This window comes from Acidovorax facilis (assembly GCF_023913775.1).
Classification (GTDB): Bacteria; Pseudomonadota; Gammaproteobacteria; order Burkholderiales; family Burkholderiaceae_C; genus Acidovorax; species Acidovorax facilis.
In genome coordinates this window covers 31,074-48,084 of record NZ_JAMXAX010000019.1, presented here as the reverse complement: position 1 = coordinate 48,084, position 17,011 = coordinate 31,074, and the positions used below count along the sequence as shown (strand labels likewise).

Below are 17,011 nucleotides of genomic sequence, written 5' to 3'. Positions count from 1 at the left end.
AAGGCACCCATGCAGAAATTCACCTTACTCAAGGGCCTGGTGGCCCCGATGGACCGCGAGAACGTCGACACCGACGCGATCATTCCCAAGCAATTCCTCAAGTCGATCAAGAAGACCGGCTTTGGCGTGAACCTGTTTGACGAATGGCGCTACCTGGACCACGGCGAGCCCGGCCAGGACCCCGCCAGCCGCAAGCCCAACCCCGACTTCGTGCTAAACCAGCCACGCTATGCAGGCGCCTCCGTGCTGCTGGCGCGCAAGAACTTCGGCTGCGGCTCCAGCCGCGAACACGCGCCCTGGGCGCTGGACCAGTACGGCTTTCGCGCCGTGATCGCGCCGAGTTTTGCCGACATCTTCTTCAACAACTGCTTCAAGAACGGCCTGCTGCCTATCGTGCTGCCCGAGGCCACGGTGGCCCAGCTGTTCGATGAAGTGCACGCCTTCCCCGGCTACCAACTCACCATCGACCTGCAGCGCCAGGTCATCGTGCGTCCTCAGGGCGAAGAGATTCCGTTCGACGTGCAGGCCTTCCGCAAGTACTGCCTGCTCAACGGCTTCGACGATATCGGCCTGACCCTGCGCCAGTCCGACAAGATCAAGGCGTTTGAAGCGCAGCGCCTGGCGACCAAGCCCTGGCTGGCGCACACCATGGTGTCGTAAGACACCACAGGCATCAAAAATATCATTTAAATTGGCCTCTAGCGCTTTATCCATAAGCGGTAGCAGCTATCAAAATCAAAGCAAATTCAATGAAAATCGCAGTTCTGCCGGGTGACGGCATCGGTACCGAAATCGTCTCCGAAGCCGTGAAGGTTCTGGAAGCCCTGGACCTGAATTTCGAGATGGAATCTGCCCTGGTCGGCGGCGCCGCCTACGAGGCCCACGGCCACCCGCTGCCCGAATCCACCCTGAAGCTCGCCAAGGAAGCCGACGCCATCCTGTTCGGCGCCGTGGGCGACTGGAAGTACGACAAGCTCGACCGCCCCCTGCGCCCCGAGCAGGCCATCCTGGGCCTGCGCAAGAACCTGGGCCTGTTCGCCAACTTCCGCCCCGCCATCTGCTACGAGCAGCTGGTGGGCGCATCGAGCCTCAAGCCCGAGCTGATTGCCGGCCTGGACATCCTCATCATCCGCGAGCTGACGGGCGACATCTACTTCGGCCAGCCCCGCGGCCGCCGCGTGGCCACCGACGGCCACTTCCCCGGTGCCGAAGAAGCGTTTGACACCATGCGCTACAGCCGCCCAGAGATCGAGCGCATCGCCCACGTCGCCTTCCAGGCCGCCCGCAAGCGCAACAAGAAGGTCACCAGCGTGGACAAAGCCAACGTGCTGGAAACCTTCCAGTTCTGGAAGGACGTGGTCACCGACGTGCACAAGGAATACCCCGACGTCGAACTGCAGCACATGTACGTGGACAACGCGGCCATGCAACTGGTCAAGGCCCCCAAGGCGTTTGACGTGGTGGTGACCGGCAACATGTTTGGCGACATCCTGTCGGACGAAGCCTCCATGCTGACTGGCTCCATCGGCATGCTGCCCTCGGCCAGCCTGAACAGCAGCAACCAGGGCCTGTACGAGCCCAGCCACGGCAGCGCCCCCGACATCGCCGGCAAGGGCGTAGCCAACCCGCTGGCCACCATCCTCTCGGCAGCGATGATGCTGCGCTTCAGCCTGAACCAGGAAGCCGCCGCCCAGCGCATCGAAGCCGCCGTGCAGAAGGTGCTGGCCCAGGGCCTGCGCACGCCCGACATCTACAGCGAAGGCACCACCAAGGTGGGTACGGCGCAGATGGGCGATGCAGTGGTGAAGGCGCTGACCGCCTGATCCCCCGCTCAGCGGTCACAAAAAAAGCGCCGGACACTCCCGGCGCTTTTTTATTGTGGAGCCGGGGTACGGCCCGTACCGCCTACAGCCACCCGTTGTCGATGAATTCGATGATGGCGTAGCGCCGGTTCTCCAGCGGCCGCTCGCGCACGGCTGCCACGATGTGCGCAACGCCCTCCGCATACGGCGCATCGCCATAAACACGGGTTTCCAGCGTCACGCTGCAAGCCCCATCCTCTATCAGAACCTGGTGGTAGGCATGGCGGCCAAGATGTTCTGGGGGAATCTGCAGCACGCGCTGCTGAACCTCGGCATCGCGCACAGACCGGATATCACTGGGCACCAGACCCAGCGCCTGCGCCATGCTCACGGCCGTGCCCGGCACCGACGACTTCTGAGCCTGGTGCGATTCGGTCAGCCCGATGCGATAGCCACGGAACAAGTGCCCACTGCGCTCCAGCATGGCCATGAACTTGAGCATGAGAAGGTTGGTGTTGGGACACAGGACCACGGGAAAACCTACAGCCAGGTGTTCCAGCGCTGATCCCGTGGACAGCTCCACCAGCGCAGAGCACGTGGATTCACAGAACGCGCTCACCGCTTGTAGCTCCCGGCCCGAGCCTGCATGCACCACCACCGATTTTTCTGCAGGCAGCCCCTCGGCAGCCCAGGGCACAACCTGCCCTGCGTCCCCAGAGGGCAGCGCCCCCAACAGCTCCCTGGCCAGCTTGCCAGACCCCACAACGATGACTTGCATTTTTCCACTCTCGATGAATCGCAGACAAAGCGATAGGCAGGACTGTAGTGCGGTGCAGACCATGGGCGCAGGCTCTCCCCCAAGTCATTGGCTTTTTTCTACCGTCTATCCCGCCGATCGCTCCCCAGAAATGCCTGTTGGAACAACGGCACAGAGCCCAAAGCCCGCATCCGCTACAATCTTCGCCTATGTTTGCCGCCCACACGTTCGCCCTGAACATTGCACCCGCCGCCACGGCCGGTGTGGCTGCGCGCGCAACCATCACCAAAACCACGACCATTAAGGGCTGACTCAGCCTGGTTCGTCGTGCGCCCTTCCTGGCCAGACGAGCCAGGCGAGCAGTCCGGTCTGGCACTGTTTCTTACTTAGAAAGGGCGTTGAAATGAGCAAGTTGGTAGGGTTGGTCGGCTGGCGCGGCATGGTCGGCTCGGTCCTGATGGACCGTATGGAACAAGAGAAGGACTTCGATCTGATCGAACCCATGTTCTTCTCCACCTCGAACGCAGGCGGCAAGGCCCCTGCCCAAACCAAGAACGAGACTGCACTGCAGGATGCGTTCAACATTGAGGCTCTCAAGCGCTGCGAAATCATCATCACCGCCCAGGGCGGTGACTACACCTCTGAAGTGTTCCCAAAGCTGCGCGCCGCCGGCTGGAACGGCCACTGGATCGATGCCGCCTCCACCCTGCGCATGGACAAGGACGCCGTGATCATTCTCGATCCGGTCAACATGCCCGTCATCAAGAACGCCCTGGCCAACGGCGGCAAGAACTGGATCGGCGGCAACTGCACCGTGAGCTGCATGCTGATGGGCGTGGGCGCTCTGTACAAGGCAGGTCTGGTGGAATGGATGAGCACCCAGACCTACCAGGCAGCATCAGGCGGCGGCGCGCAGCACATGCGCGAGCTGCTCACGCAGTACGGTACGCTGAACGCCGAAGTGCGCGCACTGCTCGACGATCCCAAGAGCGCCATCCTGGAAATCGACCGCAAGGTCATCGCCAAGCAGCGCAGCCTGTCAGCCGCTGAAACCGCCAACTTCGGCGTACCGCTGGGCGGCTCGCTGATCCCCTGGATCGACAAGGACCTGGGCAACGGCATGTCCAAGGAAGAGTGGAAGGGCATGGCCGAGACGAACAAGATCCTGGGTATGGGCGAGGGCTTCAACGCCTCCGCCATTCCCGTCGATGGTTTCTGCGTGCGCGTGGGCGCTATGCGCTGCCACAGCCAGGCGCTGACGTTCAAACTCAAGAAGGATGTGCCCGTGGCCGACCTCGAAGCCATGATCGCCGCCGACAACCAGTGGGTCAAGGTGGTGCCCAACACCCGTGAAGCCACCATCCAGGACCTGACCCCCGTGGCGGTGACCGGCACCATGAACATCCCCGTGGGCCGCATCCGCAAGCTGGCCATGGGCCCTGAATATGTGGGCGCCTTCACCATTGGCGATCAGCTGCTCTGGGGCGCCGCCGAGCCCCTGCGCCGCATGTTGCGCATCTTGCTCGACGCCTAAGCCGGCAATCCCCAAAAAAGCGCGCACGGCCCTCGCCGTGCGCGCTTTTTTACGCCCGGCACCTTGACACACTCAGTTACGCCACGTTGGCAATTGGCAACATTTGAATGCCCCAATCTGGTGCGTCTGAACCTCGCTCAAAGCTTCGGAGCCACCTCAGCTTGTCAGTGCAAAACATTGATGCTATGGTGCTTTTTACATATTTTCACGCGCCGGGGCGGGACCAGACCATGAGAAAAAAAGCACCGCTCGACCGAGCCGCACAAAAACCTAATCAGTTGTTGGCAAACATGCATCGTTGGAAATTTTCTGTCCTGGCGGCTGCGGCCGTAGCGTCCGCTGGCTTTTACGCTGGCGACGCCTCGGCCCTGGCGTTGGGCCGCATCACCGTGCAGTCTGCCTTGGGCGAGCCTTTGCGCGCCGAAATTGACCTGCCCCAGATCACCCCCGCCGAAGCCGACACCCTGCGCGCTACGACGGCTACCCCGGAAGTTTTCCGCGCCCAGGGCATGGAATACACGCCCGCGATCAACAACCTGCAAATCCAGCTGCAGCGTCGCCCAGACGGCACCGCCGTGCTGCGTCTGACGAGTGATCGCCCGGTGAACGACCCCTTCCTTGATCTGGTGCTGGACGCCAACTGGGGCTCGGGCCGCATTGTGCGCAGCTATACCATGCTGTTTGACCCGCCAGCACTGCGCCGCGCAGCACCGAATGTGACGGCGTCCCCTCAGATCTCGGCACCTGCTGCCCCATCGGCGCCCGCCGTGCGCGCACCGGTCGCCCCGCGCGCCACCGAATCCTCTGCCGCTGCTGCACCGCCAGCACCACGCCCGGCAGCAGCTGGCCCTCGTCCAACCCCCGCAGACGGTGTCAAGGTGCAGGCCGGCGACACCGCTGGCCGCCTGGCGAATGCCTACCGCCCCGCCAGCGTGTCTCTGGATCAGATGCTGGTTGCCATGATGCGTGCGAACCCGGACGCATTCATTCAAGGCAATGTCAATCGCCTCAAAGCTGGCGCGGTACTGCAGATGCCCGATGAAGTTGCGGCGCAGGCAACCCCAGCCCCCGAGGCACGCCAGATCCTGGCAGCCCAGGCCAAGGATTTCAACGAATTCCGCCGCAAGCTGGCAGGTGCCGCCCCGACCACGGCAGTGGCCGCTGCAGAGCGCTCCGCGTCAGGCACGGTGCAGACCCGCGTGGAGGACAAGAAACCTGCCACGACCGCACCCGACAAGCTGACGCTGTCCAAAGGCTCCGTGAAGGGCCAGAAGGCCGCCGAGGACCAACTCGCCAAGGACAAGCAAGCCAGCGAGGCCGCCACCCGGATGGCCGAACTGTCCAAGAACATTACCGACCTGAACAAGCTGGGCGCAGCATCGGCCGCTGCTGGCAGTGCCGCGCCCGCTGGTGGTGCCAGCGCCCCCGCTGGCGTGGCCGTGCAGGCCCCCGCAGTCCCCGCCACGCCTACAGCACCCGCCGCGCCTGAAACACCTGCGTCGGCCCCCGTGCCCCCAGCCAGTGCCCCAGCGGATGTTGCCGTTCCTGCCGAGGCGGCCTCCGAACCCGCCTCTGCACCGGCTCCCGTCGCATCCGCACCCGCAGCCCCCGTACGGATGCCTGCGCCAGCACCAGCCCCTGTTGAAGAGCCGAGTTTCCTGTCCGGCCTCATGGACGATCCGATCCTGCCCCTGGCCGGTGGTGGCCTGCTGGCCCTGTTGCTGGGTTATGGCGCTTACCGTGTGGTGCAGCGTCGCCGCCAGAACGCTGGCGTAGACAGCTCGTTCCTGGAAAGCCGCATCCAGCCTGATTCATTCTTCGGTGCCAGCGGCGGACAGCGCGTGGATACCGCCAACAGCGAAATGACGACCGGCTCGTCCATGGCCTACTCCCCGAGCCAGCTAGATGCTGGCGGCGATGTGGATCCCGTGGCGGAGGCAGACGTTTATTTGGCCTATGGCCGCGACCTTCAGGCCGAGGAAATCCTGAAGGAAGCGATTCGCCACAATCCGGCCCGCGTGTCGGTCCATGTGAAGCTCGGCGAAATTTACGCCAAGCGCCAGGATCGCAAGGCACTGGAAGCGGTGGCAGGGGATGTGTTCAAGCTGACGCAGGGCGAAGGCCCGGACTGGAACCGCATTGCCGAACTCGGCCGCGACCTGGACCCCGAAAACCGCTTGTACCAGCCTGGCGGCCGCCCCGGCATGGCCGAGGACGAATCTCCATCGCTGCCCCCAGGTGGCTTCCCGAGCACCTTCACGGGCGGTGCTGGCAATGCGGCGGCCACAGCGGCACTCCCCCCCGATCTCGACCTGGATCTCGATCTGGACCTGCCAGATGACGCACTGACCGACGCTCCCTCGGTGGCACCAGCACCCCCAGGCGGATTTGCAGCGGCTGCCGCTGCAGCTGCGGCCGCAGGTGGCACCCGTCGCACTACGGACGCCGATGCCAGCGATGAACCACAAACACTGCGCCCGGAACTGGATTTGCCAGAGCTGCCCTCTGCAACGGCACCAGCCTGGGGTGGTCAAGATACAGCCCCCGGCCCGATGATGGCCCCTCCACCCGTCGCCAACCTCGACTTCCCGAGCGCAGACGACCTGAGCATGGCGCCATCTGGCCCCATGCCGCTGGCAGGCGACGCCAAGGATTCCGGTCCCATGGAATTTGATCTGGGCGAACTGTCTCTGGACCTGAACGCACCGTCCAAGCCCATGGCAGCCCCTGCGGCCAAGGCACCCGCTCCGGCACCCGAGTTCGTCGATGACGGCTCGGCTGCGGCGCAGGATGATCCGCTGGCTACCAAGCTGGCATTGGCCGAAGAGTTCAACGCCATTGGCGACACCGACGGTGCTCGCACGCTGATCGAAGAAGTGGTGGCCGAATCCAGCGGCGCCCTCAAGACCCGCGCCCAGCGTATGCTGGCCGAACTGGGCTGATGCAGCCGGGTTCTCTCACGGCGCGCTTTCCCCACCCCCAGGCCGCCCCATGATGCGGGTGGCGCTGGGTGTCAGCTACAACGGACAGGCATACAGCGGCTGGCAAAGCCAGCTGTCGGGCAACACGATTCAGGACAAACTCGAAGCGGCCCTGGGCCGCTTTGCCACGCACCCTGTCAGCACTTTGTGTGCAGGCCGTACCGACGCAGGTGTGCATGGATTGATGCAGGTGGTGCACTTTGACACGCCGCTGAACCGCCCGCCCTCCTCCTGGGTACGGGGTACCAACACCTTTCTTCCTGCCGATATTGCCGTGCAATGGGCGCAGCCCGTGCCGGACGGCTTCCATGCCCGCGCCAGCGCGATCGCGCGGCGCTATGCCTATGTGCTGCTGCAGTCCCCCGTGCGGCCGAGTGTGGACGCCGGTCGCGTGGGCTGGGTTTTCCATCCGCTGGACCACCAAGCGATGCGGCAAGCTGCGGACTACCTGCAGGGCGAGCACGACTTCACCTCGTTTCGTGCGTCGGCGTGCCAGGCCAAGTCCCCCGTCAAGACCCTGCAGCGCATCGACATTACGCGCCGGGGTCTGGGAGAACCACACCCGGAGCTGGGCTGGAGCCCCTGCTACTGGCGCTTTGAGTTCGAAGCCAACGCGTTTTTGCACCACATGATCCGCAACATCATGGGCTGCCTGATTGCCGTGGGCCAGGGCAACCAGCCTCCTGAATGGGTGGCGCAGGTGCTCGCCGCCAAATCCCGCGATGCGGCAGCGCCCACGTTTTCGCCGGATGGGCTGTTTTTTCAAGGCCCGGTCTATGACGCCGCCTGGGGCTTGCCCCAGCGCACGGCTGCGTATGATTGGTTGCCATGAACGCACAAGACATCTCCAAGCTGCCGCATGCACGCACCCGCATCAAAATCTGCGGCCTGACCCGCGAGCAGGACGTGGATGCCGCCGTGGCGGCAGGCGCCGATGCAGTGGGTTTCGTGCTGTATGCCCCCAGCCCGCGTGCGGTAACACCCGAACGCGCAGCACAACTGGCCAGACGCCTGCCGCCCTTTGTCACACCAGTTTTGCTGTTCGTGAACGAGCCCGCTACCAATGTGATAGCTACCAGCGCTTTGATAGCAGGCGCTACGATCCAGTTTCACGGTGATGAATCTCCCCAGGATTGCCTGGCTGCCACCCACCAAGGCGCACGCCCCTACCTGCGAGCCGCCCGAATTCCCCTGGGCGACGGTGCGGCCAGCTTTGACCTCGTAAAATACGCCCACGATTACTCTCACGCCCAGGCCATCCTGCTCGACGCCCATGTCGAAGGTTTTGGCGGCAGCGGCAAGGCATTCAATTGGTCACTCCTTCCACCAAGCGTCAGCTCTCACCTCGTTTTGTCTGGTGGACTCACGCCTGCAAACGTGACCGATGGCATTTTGCAAGTCCGTCCGCGGGGTCTCTCGCTGGCGGTTGATGTCAGTTCCGGCGTCGAAGCCGATGGCCCCGATGGAAAGCCCATCAAGGGCATCAAAGACGCCGTGAAGATCCAACGCTTCGTTGCCGCCGTGCGGGCGGCCGATGCACAACTTGCAAAGAATCCCCATGAATTCCTATCAGCAACCTGATCCCTCGGGCCACTTCGGCCCCTACGGCGGCAGCTTCGTCAGCGAAACCCTGACCCACGCCATCCAGGAACTGCGCGAGGCCTACGCGCGCTACCAAAACGACCCCGAGTTTCTGGCCGAGTTTCACTACGAACTCAAGCACTTCGTCGGTCGCCCATCACCCATCTACCATGCAGCCCGTACCAGCCGCGAAATGGGTGGCGCGCAGATCTACCTCAAACGTGAGGACCTGAACCACACCGGCGCTCACAAGATCAACAACGTGATTGGCCAGGCCATGCTGGCCAAGCGCATGGGCAAGCCCCGCGTGATTGCAGAAACGGGCGCAGGTCAGCACGGCGTGGCCACGGCCACCATCTGCGCGCGCTATGGCCTGGAATGCGTGGTGTACATGGGTGCAGAGGACGTCAAGCGCCAAAGCCCCAACGTGTACCGCATGAAACTGCTGGGCGCCACGGTGGTGCCCGTGGAATCGGGCAGCAAGACGCTGAAAGATGCGCTCAACGAGGCCATGCGCGACTGGGTGGCCAATGTGGACAACACCTTCTACATCATCGGCACGGTGGCAGGCCCACACCCCTACCCCATGATGGTGCGTGACTTCCAGAGCGTGATCGGCAAGGAGTGCATCGACCAGATGCCCGCCATGTTGGCAGAGCAAAAGGTGCTGGGCGACCAGCCCGATGCCGTGATCGCCTGCGTGGGTGGCGGCAGCAACGCCATGGGCATCTTCCACCCCTACATCCCGTTCGAGAAAACGCGCCTCATGGGCGTGGAAGCGGCAGGCGAAGGGCTGGAGTCGGGCAAACACTCGGCATCGCTGCAAAAGGGCAGCGCGGGCGTGCTGCACGGCAACCGCACCTTCATCCTGCAGGATGACAATGGCCAGATCACCGAAACTCACAGTATCAGTGCAGGTCTGGACTATCCGGGCGTGGGCCCGGAGCACGCCTGGTTGCAGGAAATCGGGCGTGCCGAATACGTCGGCATCACTGACAAGGAGGCTCTGGAAGCCTTTCACTACCTGTGCCGCACCGAGGGCATCATCCCCGCGCTCGAATCCAGCCATGCCGTGGCCTACGCCATGAAACTGGCCAAAACCATGCGCCCTGACCAATCGATCCTGGTCAACCTCTCGGGCCGTGGTGACAAGGACATTGGCACCGTTGCCGACCTGAGTGGCGCCGATTTTTACTGCCGACCCAGCTGCCAGGGACAGTCCGTCAAGGGCGGCGAGCAATCCATCAAGGTGGTGAAGTAAATGAGCCGTATTGCATCCACCTTCTCTGCCCTGCAAGCGCAGGGCCGCAAGGCACTGATTCCCTATGTGACCGCTGGTTTCCCGTTCGCCGACATCACCCCTGCACTCATGCACGGCATGGTGGAGGCCGGTGCCGACGTGATTGAGCTGGGCGTGCCCTTTTCCGACCCCATGGCCGATGGCCCGGTGATTCAAAAGGCGGGCGAAAAAGCCCTCAGCCTGGGCATTGGCATGGTGCAGGTGCTCGACCATGTGCGCGAGTTCCGCAAGCGCAACAGCACCACACCCGTGGTGCTGATGGGCTATGCCAACCCCGTGGAGCGCTACGACCAAAAGCACGGTGCAGGTGCCTTTGTGCGCGATGCGGCGGCCGCTGGCGTGGACGGCGTGCTCATCGTGGACTACCCACCCGAAGAGTGCGAGACCTTTGCCGCCAGCCTGCGTGAGCACGGCATGGACCTGATCTTCCTGCTGGCCCCCACCAGCACCGATGAGCGCATGGCCCAGGTGGCGCGCGTGGCCAGCGGCTACGTGTACTACGTGTCGCTCAAGGGCGTGACCGGCTCGGGCGCGCTGGACACCTCGGCCGTGGAGCAAATGCTGCCTCGCATCCGCCAGCATGTGACGATCCCCGTGGGTGTGGGCTTTGGCATTCGCGACGCCGCCACCGCCCAGGCGATTGGCAAGGTGGCCGACGCCGTGGTCATTGGCAGCCGCATCATCCAGCTGATTGAAGACCAAGAGCACGCCAAGGTGGTGCCAATCACGATCGACTTCCTGCGCGGCATCCGCAAGGCAATGGACGCGTAGACGCATAATGCAGCCCGGCGCGCCGCCCTCATCGGGGCACGGCGCGCCACAGATTCCACCCGGCCTGCCCCCTGCGGCGCCCCAGCGCCCCGGCAGGCCGAGCCACTGAAGAGGAGAACACCATGTCCTGGCTCGAAAAACTTCTGCCCTCCAAGATCCAGCAAACCGACCCCACCGAGCGCCGCCAGGTGCCTGAAGGGCTGTGGATCAAGTGCCCGAGCTGCGAAACGGTGCTCTACAAGGCCGATCTGGAGCAAAACCAGAACGTTTGCCCCCATTGCAGCCACCACCACCGCATTGGCGCCCGCGCGCGGCTGGACGCTTTTCTGGACGCCGAAGGCCGCTATGAAATCGGCCAGGAAGTGCTGCCCGTGGATGCCCTCAAGTTCAAGGACAGCCGCAAATACCCCGAGCGCCTGAAGGAAGCCCTGGAAAACACGGGTGAAACCGATGCCCTCATCGTCATCGGTGGCGCGGTCAAGAGCATCAACGTGGTGGCAGCGTGCTTTGAGTTCGACTTCATGGGTGGCTCGATGGGCTCCGTGGTGGGCGAGCGTTTTGTGCGCGGCGTGGAAACCGCCATCGAGCAGAAGGTGCCCTTCATCTGCTTTACCGCCACCGGCGGCGCACGCATGCAGGAAGGCCTGCTGTCCCTGATGCAGATGGCCAAGACCAACGCAGCGCTGACCCGCCTGGCCAAGAAGGGCCTGCCCTACATCAGCGTGCTGACCGACCCGACCATGGGCGGCGTGAGCGCAGGTTTTGCGTTTGTGGGCGACATCGTGATCGCCGAGCCCAAGGCCCTGATCGGCTTTGCCGGACCGCGTGTGATCGAATCCACCGTGCGCGTGACCCTGCCCGAAGGCTTCCAGCGCGCCGAATTCCTGCAAACCAAGGGCGCCGTGGACTTCATCTGCGACCGCCGTGAACTGCGCAACACCGTGGCCAGCAGCCTGGCCATGCTGCAGCGTTTGCCTGCTGACGCAGTGATGTAACACCACCGGGTGGGTGCGTGCGCAAAGCCTAGTGCTGAGGTGATGCGCCCGCCAAAGCCGCGAGAATACTATTATTTTGATAGCTACTAGCGCTTTATGGATAAGCGCTAGGGGTCAATTTCACTGATATTTTTGGTATCAGATATCCATTTGCCGCGCATCATGCGCAGCCGCCGAAACCGGCGCGGCCCCAACCAGGGACGGCAAGCAAGGGCCGCCCCGCAGCAAGGCCGTCGTCCCCCTGGGGGGAAGGCGCCAAAGGCGACTCAGGGGGGCTACTTCATTACGCTGGCCTGCAAATGGCCCAGCACGATCATCGCCACCTGCAGCAACACCAGCACGGCCAGCGGCGACAGATCGATACCGCCCACCAGCGGGATGATGCGGCGAAACGGCCGCAGGATGGGCTCACACAGCCGGGCAATCACATCGGCCAGGGGTGACCGCGCCTGCACCCACGACATCACGGCATAGACGATCAACAAGCCAATCAGCCCCGACACCGCCACCCGCGCGAGGCCAAACAATGCCAACCACGGCAGCCAGGCCCATGCCGAGGCGGCGCCCAGCAGCAGGGTCAGCAAAAAGTACTGCGCCAGCTGCAGCAACACGGCTGCCACCAGGCTCGACACATCCCAGCGCCCCACCGGGGGGATCACGCGGCGCAGCGGCATGATGAGCCAGTCCGTCAGCGCAAAAACCAGCCCGCCGACGGGGTTGGAAAACGGCACGCGCTGCCACTGCATGTACAGCCGCAACAGGCATGCCCCGGTGAGCAGGCCACCAACAACGTCAAGCAGGAAAGAGGCGATCTGGTAGAGCATGGATGAGACAAAAATAAGGGGCCGCCGCGAAAGCAGGCTGCGCCATGGGATGATAGCGAGCCAAGGTATCCCCCCTTTCATGACACAACCCCTCACCCTGTCATCCTTGCCCCTTTTCCCTCTGGGCTCCGTGCTGTTCCCAGGTGGTCTGCTGGCCCTGCGCGTGTTCGAAGTGCGCTACCTGGACATGGTGCGCAAGTGCCATCAGGCGGGCGCGCCCTTTGGCGTGGTCGCCCTCACGCAAGGCCGCGAAGTGCGCCAGGCGGGCGCGCCTGAAGAACAGTTCAACGATGTGGGCACCCTGGCCGTCATCGAGCAGATCGACACCCCGCAGCCTGGCCTGATCACACTGCTGTGCCGTGGCAGCCAGCGCTTTCGCATCACCCAGCGCAGCCACCTGCCCCATGGCCTGTGGATCGCCGATGTGGGGCACATCGACCCGGATCTGATGGTGCCAATCCCGCAAGACCTGAGAAAGGCATCGACAGCCCTCGCCCAGGTGCTGCACACCCTAAAGCAGCGTGACCCCGAAATTCCGACTGCGATTGTCCCCACGGCAGCCCAGCTGGACGACTGCGGATGGGTGGCCAACCGCTGGTGCGAGCTTTTGCCCGTGCCCCTGGAACTCAAGCAGCGCCTGATGGAGCTGGACAACCCGCTGGTGCGGCTGGAACTGGTGGGCGATGTGCTGGAGCGGACCGGAATTGCCCCCACACAATGAGCCGCCGAATCGCTACTGCCCCCTCTTCTTCTCATAGCCCATGCTGAACCGCATCCTGGGCTGGTCGCGCGCAGCCAAGCGCATGGTGGTGGTGGCCATGGACATCTGTCTGGGTGTCATCGCGATGTGGCTCGCCTTCACGCTGAGGCTGGAGACGCCCCACTGGCCCTCAGGCATGCAGTGGCTTGCGTATGCGCTGGCGCCCGCCCTTGCGTTTCCGATTTTTGCCAAGCTGGGGCTGTACCGCGCCATCTTCCGCTACACGGGAATCACGGCGCTCATCACCACCGGCAAGGCCGTGGCCATCTACGGCGCGCTTTTGCTGGGCTGCCTGCTGGCCGCCCAGTGGGAGGGCGTTCCGCGCAGTGTCGGCATTCTCCAGCCCCTGCTGTTCATGCTGCTGGTCGGTGCCAGCCGCGCACTGGGGTGGCTGGCGCTGGCAGGGCGCAGCAGCCATGCGCCGTACCGCCTGCTGATCTACGGCGCTGGCAGTGCGGGCGCACAGACGGCTGCGGGGCTGGGCAGCATGCGCCAGTACCTGCTCAAAGGGTTTGTGGACGACGATGCCAGCAAGATCGGGCGCAGCATCAACGGCGTGCGTGTGCACGCCTCCAACGCGCTGCCCGAGGTGGTACGCCGCCTTGGCATCACCGACGTGCTGCTGGCGCTGCCCAGCACCACGCGCGAGCGACGGCGGCAGATCATCGAAAGCCTGCGCGAGTTGCCCGTGCGGATCCGCACGCTGCCGGGCCTGTCGGACTTGGCCAGCGGCCGGGTGACCGTCACGGACTTCCAGGACCTTGAAATCGAAGACCTGCTGGGCCGGGAGCCAGTGGCGCCGGACCCAGGACTGCTGGGGCGCAATCTGGCGGCCACCGTGGTCCTGGTCACCGGCGCGGGCGGCAGCATTGGCAGCGAGCTGTGCCGGCAGATCGTGCGCGAAGGGCCGCGCCAGTTGCTGCTGGTGGACCACAGCGAATACGCGCTGTACTCCATCCACCACGAATTGGCGGCGCTGGCGCACCAGGGCGAGCATGCATGTGCGCTGGTGCCCCTGCTCGCCAGCGTCACCCACAAGGCGCGCATGGCAGACATCTGCCAGCTATACCGGCCCACCTCCATCTACCATGCGGCCGCCTACAAGCACGTGCCCATGGTGGAGGCCAACGCGGGCGAAGGTATTTTGAACAACGTGTTTGGCACCTTGAACATGGTGCAGGTGGCGCTGGAGTGCGATGCCAACCATTTCGTGCTGATTTCCACCGACAAGGCCGTGCGCCCGACCAACATCATGGGCGCCACCAAGCGTGTGGCAGAGATGGTGCTGCAAGCGATTGCAGCGTCGCCCCGCGCGCCTTTCCCGCAGCTTGCCGACAGCTCACCCGCCTGGACTTGCCCCACCCGCCTGTCCATGGTGCGCTTTGGCAACGTGCTGGGCTCCAGCGGCAGCGTGATACCGCTGTTTCGCAAGCAGATCGCGGCCGGTGGCCCCCTTACCGTGACGCACCCGGACGTCACGCGCTACTTCATGACCATTGCCGAAGCCGCCCAGCTGGTACTGCAGGCAGGGGCGATGGCCGAGGGCGGCGACGTGTTCCTGCTGGACATGGGCGAGCCCCTACAGATTCTGGAATTGGCAGAGCGTATGGTGGCCTTGTCGGGATTGACGGTGCGCGACGATCTGCACCCAGAAGGAGACATCGAAATCGTTTTCACCGGGCTGCGCCCGGGTGAAAAACTTTTCGAGGAACTGCTGATTGGAGACAATCCCTTTCCCACCGACCACCCCCGCATCCTGCGGGCGCGTGAAGAATACCGCCCCTGGGAGGAGCTGCAGACCTTGCTCCAGGCATTGCAGAAGGCAGCCCAAGCGGGCGACCCCATCGCCATGACCGCTCTGCTGCGACAGCTGGTGCCTGGCTACCACCCCGAAACGCAACCCGTACTGCCATGAAGTCGGGACTTGTACGGGCAACGCTGACCCTGCTCACGGGCAGCGTTGCAGCCCACGCCATCCCGCTGGTGCTGGGCCCCGCACTCACACGCCTCTACAGCCCTGAGGACTTCGGACAGTTTGCACTGCTGTGGGCGCTGGCCACCAACCTGGCGGTGGTGGGCTGTGCGCGCTATGAATTCGCACTCCCCCTCGAAAGCACCGAGCTGCGCGCCGCCCAGCTCATGGCGCTGTGCGCTCGCATCTTGCTCGCTGTCACCACGGCATCTGCTGCAGCCGCAGCCGTGCTTCTGCTGTGGCGCGGCATGCCGATGGTGTGGGCGCTGCCATTGGCGGTGTTCGCAGGCGGCGCTGTGCAATGGCTCACCCTGTGGGCAACTCGGTCCCAGCGCTTTGGTCTGCTGTCGGCGGCCAGGCTGCTGCAACAAGGCGGTGGCGCCATCCTGCAATTGCTGTTCGGATTCATGAAGACCGGCCCGCTGGGTCTGGTGCTGGGCGCCACATTGGCCAGCCTGGGCGCAGCATGGATGCTGGCCAGGCCTGCCCCTGCGGGTGGCTGGGTGGGTCTGTGGCGCCAGCCGTTGGCCACACTCCGGTCCATGACCCAACAGCACCGGGACTTTCCGTTGCTCAACACACCCCACGCTTTCATGGGGGCGCTGCAGGACACCCTGACTCTGGTGCTGGTGGCGGCCTGGACTGGAGATGCCTCAGCGGGGTTCTGGGCGCTGGCGCTGCGCTACCTCAAGGCCCCGGCGACCCTCATCGGCGGGGCCTTGTCGCAAACCCTGTACCCCCGCCTTCTGAAGGCGCAGAGCCCCAACGAAGCGCGCACCCTGGTGCGCCAGGCCCTGCTGGGGCTGGCCGCCCTGGCCTGCCCGCTGGCGGCGGTGCTGCTCGTCTGGGGGCCGGACATCTTTTCCCTGGCCTTTGGCACCCAGTGGGCGCAGACCGGGGAAGTGGCCCGGGCCATCGCGCCGTACATCGCTGTGCATTTTATGGCATCGCCCCTCGCGGTGGTCACCATGGCCTGGGGCGCGCAGGCCTGGGCGCTGCGCCTGGCGTTGGTTGGACAATGCCTGTTTTTTGCGGGCCTGCTGCTGGGCCTCCATTTGGGCGGGCTGACCGGCGCCGGATGGGGCGTGTCAGCGAGCATGCTGGCCTACTTTGCCTACTATTTCTGGGCGTTGGCAAACTGGAAGGACATCCCCCATGAGAGCCGTGCTTAACCGCTGGCGCCGCCGTATCTGGCAGGCGCTGTTCTACCGCATGGTGTTCGGGGAAAGCGACCACCTGGGCCGCAGCCTGCCTCACACCCGCATTGCCCCCAGCACCTGCATCGAAGGCGCCAGGGGGCTGCGGCTTTCCGACCACGTGTTCATTGGGCAATTCAACTTCATCGACGCCACGGCAGGCCTGCAGATTGGGCAAGGGGTACAGATCACCAACTTCGTCAGCATCGTCACCCACAGCTCCCACCGCGCCATTCGCCTTCTGGGCAGCGGCTACGCCGTCCACGACGGCCCCAAGCCTGGCTACATCAGCGCACCCGTGGAGATCGGCGCCTACACGTTCATCGGCCCCCACAGCCTGATCGAAGCGGGTACACGCATCGGCAAGGGGGTGGTGGTGTGTGCCTACGCGCAGGTGCGCGGCGAAGTGCCCGACTTCGCCATCATGGCAGGGGCCCCAGCGTGCAAGATTGGCGACGTCCGCGAGCAGGATGAGCGCCTGCTGTTGCAGCATCCGGAACTGCGCCCACACTACGAATCCTGGACGCAGACGGTCTGA

At 64.3% G+C, this 17,011-nt stretch carries 15 protein-coding genes; 13 read left to right on the top strand and 2 right to left on the bottom strand.

Annotated features, from left to right (window positions below):
- Window positions 1-9: 9 nt before the first annotated feature.
- Entirely contained in the window at window positions 10-660 is a 651-nt protein-coding gene (gene leuD / locus NFX52_RS08740) for a 3-isopropylmalate dehydratase small subunit (protein ID WP_207401945.1), read from the top strand.
- Between the two features lie 89 nt (window positions 661-749).
- Window positions 750-1,823, top strand: a complete 1,074-nt coding sequence (leuB, locus tag NFX52_RS08735) for a 3-isopropylmalate dehydrogenase (protein ID WP_055399404.1) — start codon at window positions 750-752, stop codon at window positions 1,821-1,823.
- A gap of 82 nt (window positions 1,824-1,905) precedes the next feature.
- Here the strand turns inward: leuB and NFX52_RS08730 are convergent, their stop codons facing one another.
- Complete coding sequence (locus NFX52_RS08730) at window positions 1,906-2,580, bottom strand: dihydrodipicolinate reductase C-terminal domain-containing protein (protein ID WP_055399406.1); 675 nt, start codon at window positions 2,578-2,580, stop codon at window positions 1,906-1,908.
- A gap of 382 nt (window positions 2,581-2,962) precedes the next feature.
- On the opposite strand from NFX52_RS08730, the gene asd reads away from it, so the two are divergent.
- The 7 genes from asd (at window position 2,963) to accD (ending at window position 11,721) form a co-directional block, all read left to right on the top strand.
- Window positions 2,963-4,093, top strand: a complete 1,131-nt coding sequence (asd, locus tag NFX52_RS08725) for an aspartate-semialdehyde dehydrogenase (protein ID WP_055399408.1) — start codon at window positions 2,963-2,965, stop codon at window positions 4,091-4,093.
- 290 nt (window positions 4,094-4,383) lie between these two features.
- Window positions 4,384-7,035 (top strand): motility hub landmark protein FimV, encoded by a 2,652-nt coding sequence (locus tag NFX52_RS08720; protein WP_207401944.1) that lies wholly within the window; start codon window positions 4,384-4,386, stop codon window positions 7,033-7,035.
- A 52-nt stretch (window positions 7,036-7,087) separates the two neighbouring features.
- Window positions 7,088-7,906, top strand: coding sequence for a tRNA pseudouridine(38-40) synthase TruA (truA, locus tag NFX52_RS08715; protein ID WP_055399489.1), 819 nt, complete (start codon window positions 7,088-7,090; stop codon window positions 7,904-7,906).
- Complete coding sequence (locus tag NFX52_RS08710; RefSeq protein ID WP_055399412.1) at window positions 7,903-8,655, top strand: phosphoribosylanthranilate isomerase; 753 nt, start codon at window positions 7,903-7,905, stop codon at window positions 8,653-8,655. The genes truA and NFX52_RS08710 overlap by 4 nt, the downstream gene beginning before the upstream one ends.
- Window positions 8,633-9,916: a tryptophan synthase subunit beta gene (trpB, locus tag NFX52_RS08705; protein WP_055399414.1), complete on the top strand. Its 1,284-nt coding sequence runs from the start codon at window positions 8,633-8,635 to the stop codon at window positions 9,914-9,916. Before NFX52_RS08710 ends, trpB begins: the two co-directional genes overlap by 23 nt.
- A complete protein-coding gene (gene trpA / locus NFX52_RS08700; protein ID WP_055399417.1) occupies window positions 9,917-10,726 on the top strand; it encodes a tryptophan synthase subunit alpha in 810 nt (269 codons plus the stop codon).
- A 122-nt stretch (window positions 10,727-10,848) separates the two neighbouring features.
- Window positions 10,849-11,721 (top strand): acetyl-CoA carboxylase, carboxyltransferase subunit beta, encoded by an 873-nt coding sequence (accD, locus tag NFX52_RS08695; RefSeq protein WP_055399419.1) that lies wholly within the window; start codon window positions 10,849-10,851, stop codon window positions 11,719-11,721.
- A 275-nt stretch (window positions 11,722-11,996) separates the two neighbouring features.
- Here accD and NFX52_RS08690 read toward each other — a convergent pair whose 3' ends face one another.
- Window positions 11,997-12,545 (bottom strand): YggT family protein, encoded by a 549-nt coding sequence (locus tag NFX52_RS08690; protein ID WP_055399421.1) that lies wholly within the window; start codon window positions 12,543-12,545, stop codon window positions 11,997-11,999.
- Between the two features lie 79 nt (window positions 12,546-12,624).
- Between NFX52_RS08690 and NFX52_RS08685 the strand changes: the two genes are divergently transcribed.
- From NFX52_RS08685 to NFX52_RS08670, 4 genes are read left to right on the top strand one after another with little or no spacing between them, the layout of a single operon-like run.
- Window positions 12,625-13,266, top strand: coding sequence for an LON peptidase substrate-binding domain-containing protein (locus NFX52_RS08685; protein WP_055399423.1), 642 nt, complete (start codon window positions 12,625-12,627; stop codon window positions 13,264-13,266).
- A gap of 40 nt (window positions 13,267-13,306) precedes the next feature.
- Window positions 13,307-15,220 (top strand): polysaccharide biosynthesis protein, encoded by a 1,914-nt coding sequence (locus NFX52_RS08680; protein WP_055399425.1) that lies wholly within the window; start codon window positions 13,307-13,309, stop codon window positions 15,218-15,220.
- Complete coding sequence (locus tag NFX52_RS08675) at window positions 15,217-16,449, top strand: lipopolysaccharide biosynthesis protein (protein WP_252635606.1); 1,233 nt, start codon at window positions 15,217-15,219, stop codon at window positions 16,447-16,449. Before NFX52_RS08680 ends, NFX52_RS08675 begins: the two co-directional genes overlap by 4 nt.
- On the top strand, window positions 16,433-17,011 hold the full coding sequence (locus tag NFX52_RS08670; RefSeq protein WP_055399429.1) for an acyltransferase: 579 nt from the start codon (window positions 16,433-16,435) through the stop codon (window positions 17,009-17,011). The genes NFX52_RS08675 and NFX52_RS08670 overlap by 17 nt, the downstream gene beginning before the upstream one ends.